This window comes from Streptomyces sp. NPDC006551, from assembly GCF_040611675.1.
Classification (GTDB): domain Bacteria; phylum Actinomycetota; class Actinomycetes; order Streptomycetales; family Streptomycetaceae; genus Streptomyces.
The window spans coordinates 25,551-40,633 of sequence record NZ_JBEXOT010000016.1; the positions used below are offsets into that span (position 1 = coordinate 25,551).

Consider the following 15,083-nt stretch of genomic DNA (forward strand, 5'->3'; position numbering starts at 1 on the left):
GTCGTACTTGATCACTCGGTGCGGTATCCGCCGTACACGGAAGCGGCCGTCGTTTGAACATGTGCTCCGACCAAGGAACACACACGTCCAGCACGAAGGCCGTGGGGATGAATCTGCAACATCACGATGGCCGGCGGGAGCCGCTGGCGGAACTGTCACGCTTCCGGGGCGAGTTCTATGCCTGTCTCACCGCCCGTTCGGACGCCCTGTTCGAGCTGGCCGACGCGGTTCTGTGCGGGGACGGGCCGGTGCGGTCACTGGCCGAGCTGTCGCTCGTGGGCGAACACCGCCGCGGTCACGGAGGCCTCTACGCCGCCGTCTCAAAGGGCCGGGTCGATGCGGACCAGATGCGACGAGCGCTGGCCTCGGTGCCGCTGCCCCGGGCGGCGGACGGCCGGCTGGTCCTGGCTGTCGACGTCACCTGCTGGCTGCGGCCGGACGCCCACACCTCACCACAGCGGATCCTGTGTCACACCTACGGCCGGGGCAAAGACCAGCACATCCCGGTCCCCGGCTGGCCCTACTCGATCGTCTGCGCGCTCGAGCCGGGCCGCAGCTCGTGGACCGCACCCCTGGACGCGCTGCGTCTGGCGCCCGGGGACGACACCGCCACCGTCACCGCCCGGCAGCTGCGCGACCTGGTCGAGCGGCTGATCACCGCAGGCCAGTGGCAGGCGGGTGATCCGGACGTCCTGGTCATCGCGGACGCCGGATACGACGCGCCCCGCCTGGCCCACCTCCTGCGGGACCTGCCCGTTCAGGCCCTGGCCCGGATGCGGTCGGACCGCGTCCTGCGCAGGCCGGCACCGCCGCGACAGCCTCACACCCGGGGCCGGCCGCCCCGGCACGGCGGCGAGTTCGTCTTCGGACAGCCCGACACCTGGGGCACCCCGGACAACGAAACCGTCACCAATGCACGCCTCTACGGCACCGCTCGAGCACGCTCGTGGGACCGTCTCCACCCCAAGCTCATCCACCGTTCGTCCTGGGCCGCGGCCGACGGCACCCTTCCGATCGTCGAGGGGACCATGATCCGCCTGGACATCGAGCACCTGCCCAGCGGAGCCACCCCGAAGCCGGTCTGGCTGTGGTGGTCCGGCACCGAGGCAGACGCCGTCGACACCGACCGGCTCTGGCAGGCATACCTGCGTCGCTTCGACATCGAGCACACCTTCCGCCTGTTCAAGCAGACTCTCGGCTGGACCTGCCCGAAGATCCGCACCCCTGAGGCAGCGGACCGCTGGACCTGGCTGATCCTCGCCGCCTACACCCAACTCCGCCTCGCCCGACCACTCGCAGCCGACCGGCACCGCCCATGGGAGAGGCCCCTTCCCGCGGACAGGCTCACCCCAGCACGCGTCCGCCGCGACTTCCGGCACATCCGCTCCAAGGTCGCCTGCCCGGCGAGAGCACCGAAACTCACCCGCCCCGGCCCCGGACGACCACCCGGCCGAAAGAACACCCGACCCACCCCACGCCACGACGTCCACACACCCCGCAGAACGGGCACTGCATCGTCCAGGAAGGCGAAGTCACCCACCCCACGACCCCGCCGCACAGGTTAAAGATCAAGCTAGGGCCTGTATCGAAAGTGGATCTTGCCCCATGAATGATCTTCATTCATGGGGCGGGGTGATTTCACTGATGAACAGTAGTGTTGGAGCCGTTGTTGCCGATGGGGACGAAGGCGGGGCGGCCGCATGTCTGGCCCCGGCGGCAGTTGATCGACGGCATACGGTTCCGGGTCCGAACGGGCGTTCCGTGGCGGGACGTGCCCGTCGAGTACGGCCCGTGGGGCAGGATTTACGACTTGTTCCGCCGATGGCAGCGAAACGGCACCTGGCACCGGGTCTTCAGTCGGCTCCAGTCCCTGGCCGATGCGAAGGGTGCGATCGTGTGGGATCTGAGCGTCGATTCCACGGTGTGCCGCGCCCATCAGCACGCGGCTGGAGCCCGGAAGCAGGGTGACCTTCAGAAGGAACCGCCGGGTGGTGTCTTCACCGAACCCCGTGATCATGGACTGGGACGCTCTCGTGGCGGGTTCACCACCAAGGTGCACCTGACCGTCGAGCAGGGCCAGAAGCCCATGTCGATCGTGGTAACGGCCGGGCAGCGCGGCGACTCGCCGCAGTTCGAACCCGTGCTGAGGAAGGTCCGCGTGCCCCGCATCGGGCCGGGCCGGCCGCGCGTCCGCCCCGATCGGGTGCGTGCTGATAAGGCGTACGCCTCCCGCAAGAACCGCGCTTACCTGCGTCGCCGAGGGATCCGCTGCACCATCCCGGACAAGGTCGACCAGGCGCGCCACCGCAAACAGCGCGGCTCTCGCGGCGGCCGGCCGCCAAAGTTCGACCCGGTCGACTACCGTGAGCGCCACGCGGTCGAGTGTGGGATCAACCGCCTCAAGAGGTACCGCGCCGCCGCCACGCGATACGACAAGCTAGCGGTCCGCTATGAGGCGACCGTCCTCATAGCGGCCATCGGCGAATGGCTGTGACCAGCACACATCAAGCGCGTCCAAAACCAGCCCGCAGGCATGGAGGTGCTCTCACTCCACGGCAGCATTGAGGAGAATCTGCGCCAGCTCGCGCGGCTGGGAAAACATCGGCCAATGGCCGGTGTCCATCTTGACCAGCCGCCAGCGCTTGCTGTTCAGCAGCTCAGCCACATCTTCGTCGGGCTCGGCGTTGTCAGGCTCGGTCCCTGGCATCACGCACAGGATGTATGTCGCCGGAAGTTCACCGAGCGGCCCCGACAGCACAGCGGGCTCGGTCAGTGTGGCACCTGGGTGAGGCGTCGAGCCACGCACGAGGCGTGCGATCTGCTCATCGGTGAGACCCTCGCCGTCGTAATGAGCAGCTGGCGCGAGCGGCCAAAACCCTCCGCTCTCGGCGATCGATGCCTCCACTGCCGCCCCGCCGTCCGGCCAGGCGGAGACAAACGACTCGCCGTCAGTTGGAACACTTGAGTCGACGAATACTACGCGGGCCAGTCGGTCACCGATCCGCTCCGCGGCCTGACCTACTGGGATGCCCGAGTAGCTGTGACCCACCAGGACTACGTCACGCAGACCCTGGCGTTCTACCTCGGCAACGATGTCCTGGACGTGAGTCGCTTGCCCCGCCGGTACACCCTGCTTGTCAGCAAGACCGGACAGCGTCAACGGATAGACGCCGTGGCCAGCCGCGCGCAGATACGGCACCACCTCGCCCCACGCCCACGCCCCGAGCCGTGCACCTGCAACCAGCACGAAATTCACCATGCCCGCACCGTAGCCGGGCAGCCTGACGATCTCCTAGGAAATACTTTCGATACACGCCCTAGTAGCCACCCTGGTTCACGAGTAGCGGGGGAGGAGATGGAGGAGGACCGCCCGGAGGGCTTCGTTGATGTCAGGGAGCTGGGTGGCGACCTCGGGGGCCGCGGAGGATCGGGGGTCCGTCCGGGCGTGGGCCGTCCAGAACTCGACCGTGCCCCCCAGCAGGCCGCGGCGGCGATGGCGGGTCCGCACCACGTGGCCGACGGGAAGTCCGCTGTCATCGACGCCGTCGCTCCAGCACACGAGGATGACGACCTCGTCAGGTGAGTCGGCCGGCGCGCGTCCCCTCTCGCGGAGAAAGAGCCTGCGGTTCCGAAGGAGAGTCCTCACGCCCGGTTCCACGTCGTCCAGGTAACCCACTCGCCGTTCCTCCCGGCTGCCAGCGGCATCACAGGCACGGTCGCCGTGGATCAACGCCCGTCGTGGGTAGTTTAGTTCACTTGGAGTGACGCGGCCGGTGCGCGAGCTCATTCGGCGTCGGTTGCCGTCTTGATGTACGCCTCGGGCGGGGTCTGCGCTTCGATCTTCCGGCCGAAGTCGGAGAGTGTGACGGTGCCGGGGGCGTCCCCGCCCTCCTCGGTTATTCGCAGGAGGTAGGGCTCGCCGTCGGTGGCCACGTAGTAGGTGAACTTCTGCGTCCCGGTGTCCCGGGTGAGGGTGACTGCCTTCCTGCCGCCGACGGTGGTCTGTGCACCCTTGGTGGAGAGGAAGGCGCCCATTTCGTAGTTGTTGAGGAGGCCGTTCAGGTCGCACAGTCCGAGCCACGGCCCGAAATCCGGGTCCGTCACCGCGGCTTCCGTCCACAGGTTCAGGTTTTCCTTGACCGCGGTGTCCGCTTCCGCGGTGGAGGAGGCTCCGGCCCGCAGGTACGCCTCGTCGAAGCGGAGGTAGCCGGTCTCGGCTTCGGGTATGACGAGTTCCACGGTGCCGGCCGGCTTGAACGTCATGGTGCCGGTGCACTTTCCGCTGGTGTCCGCCGCAAGGCGGGCGTTGGCCAGCTCACCTCCCGGGCCGCGGCTGAGGGTCGCGGAGCCCGCCTTCCTCGTTGCGGCGAAGGCCTTCTCGGCGATCTTCGATCCGGTCATGTCCTCGAACGGGTCCGTTGTCTGGGCCTTGTGGTCACCGGAGGACGGCACACAAGCCGCGGTGCCCAGTGTGAGGGTGCTGGAGAGTGCGACGGCGGCCGCCGCGCGGCGGATGCGGGAGGTGGCGGCGGCAGGCATGTCGAGCGGCTCCGAACAATTCCGAGGAAGCAGGGGTGGCGCGATGAGAGTACGAGGTGGGGCGGCGGGAACCCGGGGTGGGTGCGGACCAGGGAGACTGCTACTCCGGCGCTGGTGGTCACCGGTGCCGGCCTGCCTCGCCAGGACTCTATGCGGCGGCTCTGACACATCCCCACCGGGCTGTTCCGTGACGTCAGCCCGGGCTGAAGGTGGGGGCGGTCGGGCGCGACAGGGGAAGCGCCGCAACCGACCGAAGAGGATCCTTCGATGGTGTCGTATGACCAGGCGACCAGGCGACCAGGCGACCAGGTGGCCAGGTGACGGGCTGGCCCGGCCATGTCACGTGAGCTGATCCGGAGGTTGTGCCCGGGTGTTCGGATACCCGAGTCCATGCAGGTGACGCTCGTCGAGGCAGGCGTTCCGGTGGCCTCGCGACTGATCGAAGCGAGTCGTGATTCAACGAGGGTGGTGTGGATCCGTCATGCGGTCATCCGGCGCGTACCGCCGTGATGGTGAAGCGTTCGACGTCGGCGACGTGACCACCCGTGGAGGCGACAATCGTGAGTACGCGGTCGCTGGCCCTGGAGAAGGAGACCCTCGCGCTCCAGGGCTGGTCGTCGCCGCCCGCGGAAATGCAACATGCGGAGGTGCCCAGCGGCGCCTTGGAGGAGAGTTGGCGTACCTCCACACGGATGCTCTCGTCCACTCCGGAGATCCTCCCGCCGACCGTCAGGGGGGAACGCACGAGCGACCCGTACGCAGGCGTGGTCAGGGAGAACGTCGTGTCGTCCGTGCCGACGACCTCCCACGGGGCATCCGGGCCGGACCCGAACCGTACGAGGTGGATCACCGCTGCGGTGCCGCCCTCGTGTCCCGTCGGTGCGACGCCGATGCGAGCGTGCCGACCGCTGACCTTGCGCTGGGAGACCCGGTCGATCTCCTTGAAGCCCAGGTAGCCACGGGTGAAGGCCAGCGCGGTCTGCTCGGGGTCACGGTGCCAGGGCTGGTGGCCGCTGGAGCGGTAGGCACGCTCCCACTCCTGAGCCTGGGCGAGCGTCGCGAACGGCCACACCGGCTGAAGGCTCCAGGAGCCCAGAGGTGGTGTGCCCTCGGAAGTCGGCGTGGGTGTGGCCGGGACCTTGGTGGCCGATGGCGTGGCCGCCGAGGGTGTCATGGGCGTGGGCGTGGACGACGTGCGCGAGGGCAAGGGCGCGGGCGTCCCCGGCGCGGCGGGCGTCGATCCCGATGCGCTCGGGGACCCGCCGGAACCACCGCACGCAGTGAGCGACAGGGCCAGCACGGTTGCCGCGGCGAAGAGTCGAAACGGGCGCGAGATGTTCATAGGTGCCCCTGGAGAGGTGGAACCGACCGTCGACCGGCTTGTCCGGCTATCGTGCCATCAGTCCCGCCCTCGTCACAGGGGCTGTGCGTCCTCAAGCGACAACGAGCAGGGCTGGAGTACGTGGTCAGCCGCCGATGACCGCAGCCTGCCGGGCCGCGAAGGGCGCGATGATTCACTCTATGGTGGGCACGCCGGAAGGCTCGACGTCGCACCGACGGGACCGTCGCACCGGAAGCTGCCGCTCAGGAAGAAGCAGACGCCCGGACCACCGACTTGACGCGGCAGATGTTCAAGACGGTCCCACCTCGACGAGGTGGCAGTGGGCGCCGCCGAGACCGCGCGACCGCCGCTCGTCGTCTGTCCCGGACATGTCCCGGACAGACGCGGCTTCTGGCGTCCTTCGGCATCCGCGGGGACATTAGGCGACGTCTGGATCACTTCGACGCCCTGGCCACGCGCCACGACAAACGCGTCGTCCACTGCCGAACCACGGTCATCCTCGCCTGCCTCCGACTCCGGTCGTACGGCGGCGGTCAGCGGCAGCCACAGAGTCCGAGCCGAGCCGATTCGGCCGAGCCGATTCGTACGAGAACGGGGAAGCGGATGTCCTTCGACGAGGAGTGGGCCGCCGCGCGAGCCGCCGCCGGCGAGAACGCGGCCATGCGGCTCAACCAAGCCCCCACCGACCCCGGTGGAGGCGCGGGCGGGAAGCCCCATCTGAAGGTGGACGACGACCACATCGGCCGGATCGGCAGCGAGGCGTTCAAGCTGCACAACCATCTTCGCGCCGACGGAACCCATGCCAAGGCGGCCACGTCCGGCGCCGCCGCCGACCTGGCCAAGGGGAGCTTCGCGAGCGGCGCCGCGCTGCGTACGGTGCACGACAAATGGGACGCTCAGGTGCAGCTGCTCGTCGCGGCCTGCGCCAACATCTCCAACCACCTCGACTACAGCGCGAAGACGTGGGTGCGCGAGGAGGAGCGACTGATCGCCACATTTCGCGCGTCGGAGATCCATCAGTACCTCAAGTAGACACCGGGCCGCACGGAACCAGATCGGACCGGATCGGACCGGTTGGGCAGCGGGAGCGGGACCGGAAGGAGGGGGAATACGTGCTGACCTTCGAGAAAGTGATGGACGCACCGCTGGAGAAGTTGGGGACCGCCGCCCAGGACTGGGGCGCGATGGCCAAGAAGCTGGAGGAGCTGGCGGAATCCGCACGTAACGGGATGAAGGCCAAGGCGGCCCAGGCCAACTGGTGCGGCGTCGAGGCCGACGTGACCAGAGAGTTCGTCGACAAGACGGTGAAGGAGTTCGACGACGCGGCCAAACAGGCCAAGGGCATCTACCGGGCCTTGACCGAGGGGCACGCCACGTTCAAGCGGATCAGGACACAGCTGAGGCAGACCGTGGAGGACGCCCCGGCCGCCGGTTTCCTCGTCGACGCGCGAGGAAAAGTGACCGCCAAGCCGATGGACGAGGCCCAGGCCGCTTACGCGGCACAGAACCCCGAGTACCAGAGGACGGTGCAACAGCACCTGGGCGAGTGGCAGCGCAGGATCGAAGAACTTGTCGACGCGTGCGACGACGCCGACCGGTCGCTCTCCCGCATGCTCCGCGCGAACGTCGGCGACGGTCGTGACTTCAGCGCCCCGAAGTACACCAGTATGAAATCCGAGCAGGCCGACCATGCCGCCGGCCTCGCCCGCAAGGGACGCAAACTCACCCACGACGAGTTGGTGGAGCTCAACGATCTGCTGGCGGACAACGCCAAGAACCCCGAGTTCACCACCACCTTCCACGAGAAGCTGGGCCCCAAGGGCACCCTCGAGTTCTTCGGGACGATGTCCACCGACACGGAGAACTGGGGGAAGACCGACTCTCAGCGCCTTGCCGACGTGCAAGAGCTGCAGCGGAATCTGGGGCTGACCCTGGCCACGGCCACCGACCCCGACCACCCCCGCCACCTGCCCGACAAGTTCGGCCAGGACCTGCGCCGACTCGGGACCGAACGGATCCCGGTGTTCGCGGGCGACACCAACGCGCCCTTCGGCTACCAGTTGCTCGGTGGGATCATGCGGTCCGGCCAGTACGACAAGCGATTCCTGGTGCCCGTCGCCGAACACGCCGCGCAGGTCCACGCGAAGGATCCGAACCTCTTCGCCAGTTCCGCCAATCGCCTGCGCAACCCCTTCAACCCGTCGGGTGTCAACGGCTCCGGCTACGACCCGGCGGTCGGCTTCCTGGAAGCGCTCGGCCACAGCCCGGAGGCCGCGAAGGAGTTCTTCGACCCCGACCGCACCCCCCAGGCCTACGACCACGACGGTACGCCGAAGTCCGGTGCCGCCGACCTGGGCAAGGCCAAGGACGGCACGCCGATCACCAACTACCTCGACTACTTCGGCAACGAGCAGTACGAGGTGGTCCCCGACTCCCGCAGCGGCGACCCCGCCGATCTCCAGCGGGCGAAGCAGTACATGCCCGACGCCCTCGGTCACGCCCTGGAGGCGGCGACCCTGGGACATGCCTGGGACGACCCGGCACCCACGCTGGAGCGCGACGACACATCCGCCGCGATCATGAAGGAGGTGGTCTCCAAGTACGGCGGCGACCCGACTCTTCTCAGTGACCAGCAGGCGCTCTCCGACAGTGTGGGCCGGATGGGAGCCGGCTACATCGACGACATCAACAACAGCCTCGACGGGAACGACAAGGGCGGTCCTTTCGCCCCGAAGCCGGGCAGCACCGGACACGCGACCTTCGACGGACAGGAGACCGCCCGGCTCCTCAGCGCGCTCGGGCAGTACCCGGACGCGTACGCCACGCTCTCCGCCGCCGAGATGGCGTACACGACCTCCGTGCTCGAGAGCCAGGTCCGTCCGGACGGCTCGATCGACCACGCGGGGGCGATGGAAGCGGCTCGAGTCGGCGCCGAGGTGCACGGCATTCTGGACCAGTCCCGCGCGGACCAGGAGCTGGCGGGCCAGCAGGCGAAGCAGGAGGAGTATCAGAAGGCGGTGGAACAGCGCTACAACATGATCGGCACCGGCACGTCGGCGGTCATCGGCGCCGGCGCCTCCCTCATCCCCGGCGGGGGGGTCGTCGTTCCGCTCGCCGTCGAGGTCGGCAGCGGAACCCTCGAGGCGTTGTCCGGACACATCCTCGGCGACCTCGCCGAGGCAGAGCTGAAGGCGCTCCAGGACGAGGGGGAGAAGACAGCCGAAGAGCTGCGCAGGGAGATCTACCGGAGGGGCGAGAACATGATGACGCAGCCCACTAGGTACTTCATCGACCACCACGGGCTGCGCAGCGGCGCCGACGACGACCGGGTGCTCGAACAGCTCCTCGTGGTGGCCCGTGACGGGGGATACCTCACCGGCTCCACCCGTGAGAACAGGGTGGGCTACGGCCCGCAGACCCCCACCCCCTCGCCCACGCCGGCCGGTGACGGCTCCTAGTGCTGTGACCGCATAGGTTCACCGGGTTCCTCGTTGTGCTGGTTGGAAGCGATGTCGCTTCCAACCAGCGAGGGAGGCCGGATGGCACCGCCGGTCAAGGTCCGCAGGCTGACGGAGCAGGAGGGGCAGAAGCTCCAGCACATCGTGCGGCGGGCAGTACGAGCACCCTGGCCAACTCCCACCATCCGAACGACACCGTCCAGACCCGGGCCCCGCACGCTACCTGCGCCGGCGCCGACAACAACGCCCGCCACCCTGACGTCCTGACCGCCCAACGCCGCGAATGCGCACGCATCCGCAGCGAACGAGGTGTCCGCCGGGGCGGCAGACCGCTACCAGCGGCGGCCTGACGTCATCGCCCCCGACCACAGGAACTGCTCGTCCGGTTCGTCACGCCGCTCCAGCACTCCCGCGGCGACCAGCTGAAGAAGCACCTCATGGAGGGCATTCCCCAACGGGTTGTCCGTCCAGAAGACCGCCTTGACCTGCGTGAACGTCACAGACTCCTCAAAGATCCCCAACGAGCGGCCCACCACGAAGGCGGCACCGTCCCAATCGGTCCATCCAGCCAGGCCCTCGGAAAGATCCACGAGCCGATCCTGCCATCACATGATCAGACCCACTGAACCTTTCCGGTCACAGCACTGGGCACCGTCCGGCGAATCATGCTTTGAGGTCGAGGGTCCGCAGGTCGTAGAGGTAGGAGCGGTCGTTCTCGAAGCTGCGCCATACAGTGGCCGGAGGTTCAGGTTCGTCAGCGTGGCTGTTGAGGGGATGGGCAGTGACGGGGCCGTCAGCGATCTCGCAGTGCCAGCCGTCGGTCGGCGACCAGACACACCACACGTTCCCGTCCGTTCGGGATAGACGGCGCGTCCGGCGCGCCTCGCGGGCCCGTTCGGCGCTGGCCGCCCGCACTCCCTTCCCATGAACTCGGCGTCGCGGGCGCGCGGCAGCCGATCCTCTTGGAACAGTTCGTCGGCGGGGTGGAGACGGGTGCCCTGGTAGAGGAAGGCCGTACCGCGGCCGGCGGCCGCCCACGTGTCGGCGTCGTCGGCCATCTGCTGACGGAGCACCAGTTCGGCACGGTCCTCGTCGATCGAGCGTCGCAGGAGCGGCCAAGCGTGCAGCAGGGCCTCGTGGGAGATCTGGGCGGTGTTCTGGTCGAGGGTGACGAGCCGCGCGGCGACGAGCCGGTCGAGGAGCTCGGTGACGGAGCGGCCCTCGCGCGCCGCGCCCTCTCCGATGCCGCCCGTGCCCTCCACGCCGCCTTCTCCGATGCCGGCGCCGTACGCCTCGTCCACGTCGTCCGCCTCGTGCGTGCCGGCCGACGTCGCCTCCCGCAGCAGCCTGTCAGCCGGGATGCGGCGTACGGTGTCCTCGGAGCCGTCGGCCGCCACATGGCGTCCCGGCAGGGGGATGCTCGCCGTGGCCCACGCCGACTGAGAGTCCACGATCGCGGCTGTCGGGTCCACCATGGGGCCTTCTTCTCGCGGGCCTTGTCGCGCAGCCGGTCGTGGAGTTCGGCGAGCAGGCCTTGATCTGCCAGCGGCAGGCGAACGCGTGCACCCGACGGTGCGGCGGGAAGCCGGCGGGGAGGTTGGCGCACCTGACGCCGTTGTCGACCACATAACGGACCCCGCGTCGAGCATACGCGGTGGCAGTAGCCTTCAGGCCGCCCGCCCCGCCCCTGAAGCTACTCAGGCACCGGCAGAAACGGCCGGACGATCTGTCACTCCGCCTCCGTCGTGTCGGAGCGCTGCGAGCGGACTGCTTCAGGTCAGATTCAGCCCGCCGTCGAGCACGATCACTTCGCCGGTGAGATACGTGCCGGCGATCAGCGACGCCACCAGGTCGGCCACGTCGGCGGGCTGGGCCGGACGGCGCATGGGCGCGCGCTCCCGCCACAACTCGTGCGCCTGTGCCCAGTCCTTCGTCATCGGCGTGTCCACCAGCCCCGGCGCGACCGCGTTGACCCGCACCTCGGGCCCGAGCGCGGCCGCGAGCAGCCGGGTCACGTGATTGAGCGCGGCCTTGCTCGCCGCGTACGGCACCGAAGAGCCCTTGGGGCGCACTCCGGCGTGACTGGTGATGTTCACGATGTTGCCGCCCGCGGGAGATTTGCGCAGTGCCGGCAGCGCTGCCGTGCACAGGACCCATGGCGCGATGAGGTTGACCTCCAGCAATTGCCGCCAGTCGGCGGGGGTCGCCGCGGCGAGGTCGTCGTGCGGGATCGGCCAGCTGATGCCGGCGTTGTTCACCAGCACGTCCAGCCGCCCATACCGGCCGAGCGCCGTCTCGACCAGCCCCCGGGCCTCCTCCTCCACCGCCAAGTCCGCCTGGACGTACGTCCCACCGAGCTCAGCCGCCAGTGCCTCCCCGGCCTCCGCACTGCGTCGCGAGTGCACGACGACCCGCATCCCCTCCATCGCCAGCCTCCGCGCGACGGCCTCCCCGATGCCCGACGTGGACCCGCTGACCAGGGCGACAGGGCGATCCGCTTGTTCATTCCTCATGCCCGTGGATCCTGCCACGGTGGCCGTTGCGCCGGGACCACGAGGGATCACCTGAACAGGAACCCTGTTCGGCTGATCAAGCCGGTTGGCCGGCAAGCGGATCGCCTCCCAGTCCCTTCGGTCCCTCGGCGGGAGCAGGGACACCTGGACCCGCAACTTCGAACAGGGTGGCACGGTCGGACCCGACGCGGCAGAAATCTGCCCCATCGAACACCACCCTGGTGCCGCAGAACATCGTGCCGTAGAAGTGGGCGCTGCCGCCGGAGAACTGGGCGTCGAGCAACAGCAGCGGGGTCAGGCTGCCGGCGCGGGGCGAGTGGGGCCGCCTTCTTCGGCGTTGCCGACGCGATCGGGCCGCCGTGTGCCGCGAGGCCGGAAGCCGGACCGCGCCCCCGGCCGTGGAGCCGGGGGCGCGGTGTCGTGAGGCGGTGTGCGGTTATCGGGTGGACGAGCGGGAGCCCGTGCCGCCGGGCTTCGGCGGGGCCCAGGTGGGCTTGGCCGAGGCTTCGGACGGGTCGGGTTCGTTCATCGTGACGGCCCAGGCGTCGTCCTCGCCGACGCGCGCCTCGATCTCCTTGACCTGGCCGCTGGTGGCGAAGTACAGCACCACGACCTGCCGGGTGGAGCCTTCGTCGTAGAAGTCGGCCGTCACCTCGCCCTTGGCCGCTGCGCCGAATGCCTTGACCCAGTTGCGTGCCGTCGGCTCCGCGGCGTCGCCCTTCTCCGCGGCGAGGGCCGCCAGCGCTTCGGCGTCACCGTCGGCGAGCCGCCACACGGCCTTCTGCACCACTTCGAGGCTGCCCCGGGAGGGGTAGCCCACGACCCGCAGCGGCTCATGGGCGGCGTAGTCGCTGCTGTACGAGAGCGACTCTTCCGAGTCCGGCGAGCAGGCCGTCAGGGCCCCTCCGGCGAGTACGGCGAGTGCGGTGAGCGCGGTGCCGGCGCCGGCCGTGGCCCGCTTGGGGAGCTTGGTTCTCTTCAGCGGCATGCTCAGTTCCTCGACTTCGGGCGGAGGATGATGACCCGCTCGATGTAGTTGGCCTTGTGGCGGTACCGGTTGATGGCAGCGGCGAGGCTGGTCCGGCCCACGCCTCCGTGCTGGAGCAGCTGGACCCCGTGCCGGTTGCCGGAGACGACGGCGACGTGGTTGTACACCCGCTCCTTCTTCCACTTGAACAGCACGATGTCACCAGCCCTGGCCGTGTGCGCCTTGACGTACTGGGCGCCGCGGTAGCCGATCATGTGTCGGCGGAAGTTCTCGGCGCCGGCCCAGGTGTAGCTCTTGTTCTTCACCGTGCCGAACAGGTAGTACTGCTGCCACCAGGCACGATCGTGCTTCCGGCCGCCGCCGCGGCTCTTCATGCCGCCGCCGTAGTACAGGGCTTTGGACACGAAGTTCGTGCAGTCCTGGCCGTACTCCCACTTGATGCCGAGGTTGCGCGAGGCCCAGTTGGCCGTGCCGGAACCGTTGACCGCCGCGCGCTTGATACGCGTGGCGGACGCGGGCATCGCCCCCGCGGGGGCCGTCTCGACCGGGAAGCCGTCCGCGTCGAGTTCGATCGGCTCGTCGGGGACCTCGCTGATCGGGCCCTGGACCTCCTCGGCGACCTCCAGGCCGTTCTCCGCCGACATGGACGCCGACGCCGACAGAACCGTCTCCGCCGCGGGGGCGTCGGCCTCCAGGTGGAGGATCGGCGCACCGCTGTTCGTGCTGAAGGTGAACCGCTGCTCGCGCGTGCCCTCCTCCGGCTCGGGGGTGGAGCCCCGGGTCAGTACGGCCTTCTCCTCGACGACCGCACGCAGGAACACCGTGCCGTTCTCGTCGGTGCCGACCAGCACGTCCGACAGCGTGGCGGCCGTCTGCGTGTAGCGGCTGTCGTGCCGGGCCAGCGCCTCGCGCGACGCGATCAGGTCGGGGGCCTGGGCGCCCAACAGGTCCTGGAACGACGCCCCTCGCGCGCTTGCGGCCAGGGCGGCCGCGGCGGTCGGGTGGGCGCCCCGCAGCAGGGCTCCGCGGGCGTCCGTGTACTGCTGCACGATGTCACGGTAGACGGCCGCGCCGCCCGGTACCGCCGCGGTGGTGGTGGGCTCGGAGGTGGCCACCGGGCTCGTGCCGTGGGCGGTGCGCGCGGACACGGCGACGCGGTAGGTGGTGCCGTTCGCCAGCCCGTTCACCACGACGTGCGGGGTACGGCTGGTGAGCTTCGCGGCCTCGCTGCCGTCGTCCTTCTTCACGACCACGGTGTACTCGGGGCCGTCGGTCGCCGACCCCAGGTCCTGCGGTGCGTTCCACGTCGCCAGCAGCCCGCCCTCTCCCGAGGTCGCCCGCACGTCCTGCGGGGCGCCGGGCGCGGTCGGCGTCACGTAGTCGATCACCAACTGGGGCCGATCTGCGGCCTTCGGCGTACGGCTCGAGTGGTACGAGACGGCCGCGTCGCGCTGCGCGGCCGGCAGCCTCAGGGCGATGCCCTCGGACGAGCCCTGTTCCAGCCAGGACTGCACGAGCGGGGCGAGGTCCTGCGCGTCGGGGAGCGCCGCGTCCGCGAAGGGTGCGTCGTCCAGGACGCCGAGCAGGCCGGTGCCGGTCTGCGGAGCGGCCCAGGGCTCGAAGAGCTGGTACGTCTCGACCGGGCGCTGCGCGCAGGCGACAGCGCCGCCGCACTCGGCGGGGGACAGGACGAGCCGGGCGCGGGTGACGCGGGCGCCCGCGGGCACCTTGGTCAGGTCCGGCTTGAGCCAGACGACCCGCTCGGCGCCGGAGCCGCCGCCGAGCGTCAGCAGGGTGTCCTTCACGGCCGCGCAACCGCCCGAGGCGCAGGCCTCGGTTCCGACGGCGACGGTGGCGTCGTCCAGGGAGGCGCCGCTGAGGACGACGGACGAGGTCTCGGGCGCTTTGGGCGCGGTTCCGGCGTCGGCGGTGAACTCCTGCTCGTACGACCAGGCCGAACACCCGGTGTCGGTGCAGGCGCGCATCGCCCAGAGGTAGGTCGTCCCGTCCTTCAGGGCCCCCTCGGGGACGCGGGCGGCGGCGCGCAGGCCGCTGTCCACCCACGCCTCGGGCATCTTCACGCCCGTCAGCGGCTTGCCGTCGGCGTCACGCAGCTCGAACTCGGCGCGCACCCGCCCCTGTCCGGGGCTGGAGACCACACCGGACAGCAGCGGGGTGAGGGTCCGCGTCGCGCCCGCCTCCAGGGCCTGCGGCATGTCGGGCAGCCCACCCGGCCGGCGGCC

Annotated in this window: 12 protein-coding genes and 2 pseudogenes; 5 read left to right on the forward strand and 9 right to left on the reverse strand. The window is 69.6% G+C overall.

The features are described 5' to 3' along the window. Nucleotides 1–107 precede the first annotated feature (107 nt). Both ABZY12_RS16975 and ABZY12_RS16980 read left to right on the forward strand, forming a co-directional pair. The gene (locus tag ABZY12_RS16975) at nt 108–1,565 is read left to right on the forward strand and encodes an NF041680 family putative transposase (RefSeq protein ID WP_356890921.1); all 1,458 of its coding nucleotides are present in this window, start codon (nt 108–110) and stop codon (nt 1,563–1,565) included. 57 nt (nt 1,566–1,622) lie between these two features. Next, nucleotides 1,623–2,494, forward strand: a pseudogene (locus ABZY12_RS16980) (IS5 family transposase). A 51-nt stretch (nt 2,495–2,545) separates the two neighbouring features. Here ABZY12_RS16980 and ABZY12_RS16985 read toward each other — a convergent pair. The 4 genes from ABZY12_RS16985 to ABZY12_RS17000 form a co-directional block, all read right to left on the reverse strand. Then, nucleotides 2,546–3,259, reverse strand: a complete 714-nt coding sequence (locus tag ABZY12_RS16985) for an alpha/beta hydrolase (RefSeq protein ID WP_356890923.1) — start codon at nt 3,257–3,259, stop codon at nt 2,546–2,548. A gap of 75 nt (nt 3,260–3,334) precedes the next feature. Further along, nucleotides 3,335–3,646 carry a hypothetical protein gene (locus ABZY12_RS16990; RefSeq protein ID WP_356890925.1) on the reverse strand — a complete coding sequence of 104 codons (312 nt, stop codon included), beginning with the start codon at nt 3,644–3,646 and terminating at the stop codon, nt 3,335–3,337. 137 nt (nt 3,647–3,783) lie between these two features. Continuing rightward, complete coding sequence (locus tag ABZY12_RS16995) at nt 3,784–4,539, reverse strand: hypothetical protein (protein ID WP_356890927.1); 756 nt, start codon at nt 4,537–4,539, stop codon at nt 3,784–3,786. A gap of 487 nt (nt 4,540–5,026) precedes the next feature. After that, entirely contained in the window at nt 5,027–5,611 is a 585-nt protein-coding gene (locus ABZY12_RS17000) for a hypothetical protein (RefSeq protein ID WP_356890929.1), read from the reverse strand. A gap of 873 nt (nt 5,612–6,484) precedes the next feature. Here ABZY12_RS17000 and ABZY12_RS17005 point away from each other — a divergent pair. From ABZY12_RS17005 to ABZY12_RS17015, 3 genes and pseudogenes are all read left to right on the forward strand, one after another. Continuing rightward, on the forward strand, nt 6,485–6,913 hold the full coding sequence (locus tag ABZY12_RS17005) for a hypothetical protein (protein ID WP_356890931.1): 429 nt from the start codon (nt 6,485–6,487) through the stop codon (nt 6,911–6,913). An 80-nt stretch (nt 6,914–6,993) separates the two neighbouring features. Next, entirely contained in the window at nt 6,994–9,339 is a 2,346-nt protein-coding gene (locus ABZY12_RS17010) for a hypothetical protein (RefSeq protein ID WP_356890933.1), read from the forward strand. 164 nt (nt 9,340–9,503) lie between these two features. After that, nucleotides 9,504–9,689, forward strand: a pseudogene (locus ABZY12_RS17015) (IS630 family transposase); the annotation flags it as partial. Here ABZY12_RS17015 and ABZY12_RS17020 read toward each other — a convergent pair. The 5 genes from ABZY12_RS17020 to ABZY12_RS17040 form a co-directional block, all read right to left on the reverse strand. Beyond that, the gene (locus tag ABZY12_RS17020) at nt 9,672–9,929 is read right to left on the reverse strand and encodes a hypothetical protein (RefSeq protein ID WP_356890935.1); all 258 of its coding nucleotides are present in this window, start codon (nt 9,927–9,929) and stop codon (nt 9,672–9,674) included. The pseudogene ABZY12_RS17015 and the gene ABZY12_RS17020 sit on opposite strands and share 18 nt — an antisense overlap. A 15-nt stretch (nt 9,930–9,944) precedes the next feature. Next, nucleotides 9,945–10,814 carry a hypothetical protein gene (locus tag ABZY12_RS17025; protein ID WP_356890937.1) on the reverse strand — a complete coding sequence of 290 codons (870 nt, stop codon included), beginning with the start codon at nt 10,812–10,814 and terminating at the stop codon, nt 9,945–9,947. Between the two features lie 297 nt (nt 10,815–11,111). Then, nucleotides 11,112–11,852, reverse strand: coding sequence for an SDR family oxidoreductase (locus ABZY12_RS17030; protein WP_356890939.1), 741 nt, complete (start codon nt 11,850–11,852; stop codon nt 11,112–11,114). 436 nt (nt 11,853–12,288) lie between these two features. Beyond that, on the reverse strand, nt 12,289–12,840 hold the full coding sequence (locus tag ABZY12_RS17035) for a hypothetical protein (RefSeq protein ID WP_356890941.1): 552 nt from the start codon (nt 12,838–12,840) through the stop codon (nt 12,289–12,291). 2 nt (nt 12,841–12,842) lie between these two features. Then, nucleotides 12,843–15,056, reverse strand: coding sequence for an amidase domain-containing protein (locus tag ABZY12_RS17040; protein ID WP_356891065.1), 2,214 nt, complete (start codon nt 15,054–15,056; stop codon nt 12,843–12,845). Nucleotides 15,057–15,083: the final 27 nt, after the last annotated feature.

What these genes read in the sequence shown, in the direction of transcription:
- ABZY12_RS16975 (WP_356890921.1), top strand. Translation starts at nt 108, where the DNA reads ATGAATCTGCAACATCACGATGGCCGGCGGGAGCCGCTGGCGGAACTG.
- ABZY12_RS16985 (WP_356890923.1), bottom strand. Translation starts at nt 3,259, where the DNA reads ATGGTGAATTTCGTGCTGGTTGCAGGTGCACGGCTCGGGGCGTGGGCG.
- ABZY12_RS16995 (WP_356890927.1), bottom strand. Translation starts at nt 4,539, where the DNA reads ATGCCTGCCGCCGCCACCTCCCGCATCCGCCGCGCGGCGGCCGCCGTC.
- ABZY12_RS17005 (WP_356890931.1), top strand. Translation starts at nt 6,485, where the DNA reads ATGTCCTTCGACGAGGAGTGGGCCGCCGCGCGAGCCGCCGCCGGCGAG.
- ABZY12_RS17025 (WP_356890937.1), bottom strand. Translation starts at nt 10,814, where the DNA reads ATGGTGGACCCGACAGCCGCGATCGTGGACTCTCAGTCGGCGTGGGCC.
- ABZY12_RS17030 (WP_356890939.1), bottom strand. Translation starts at nt 11,852, where the DNA reads ATGAGGAATGAACAAGCGGATCGCCCTGTCGCCCTGGTCAGCGGGTCC.
- ABZY12_RS17035 (WP_356890941.1), bottom strand. Translation starts at nt 12,840, where the DNA reads ATGCCGCTGAAGAGAACCAAGCTCCCCAAGCGGGCCACGGCCGGCGCC.
- ABZY12_RS17040 (WP_356891065.1), bottom strand. Translation starts at nt 15,056, where the DNA reads ATGCCGCAGGCCCTGGAGGCGGGCGCGACGCGGACCCTCACCCCGCTG.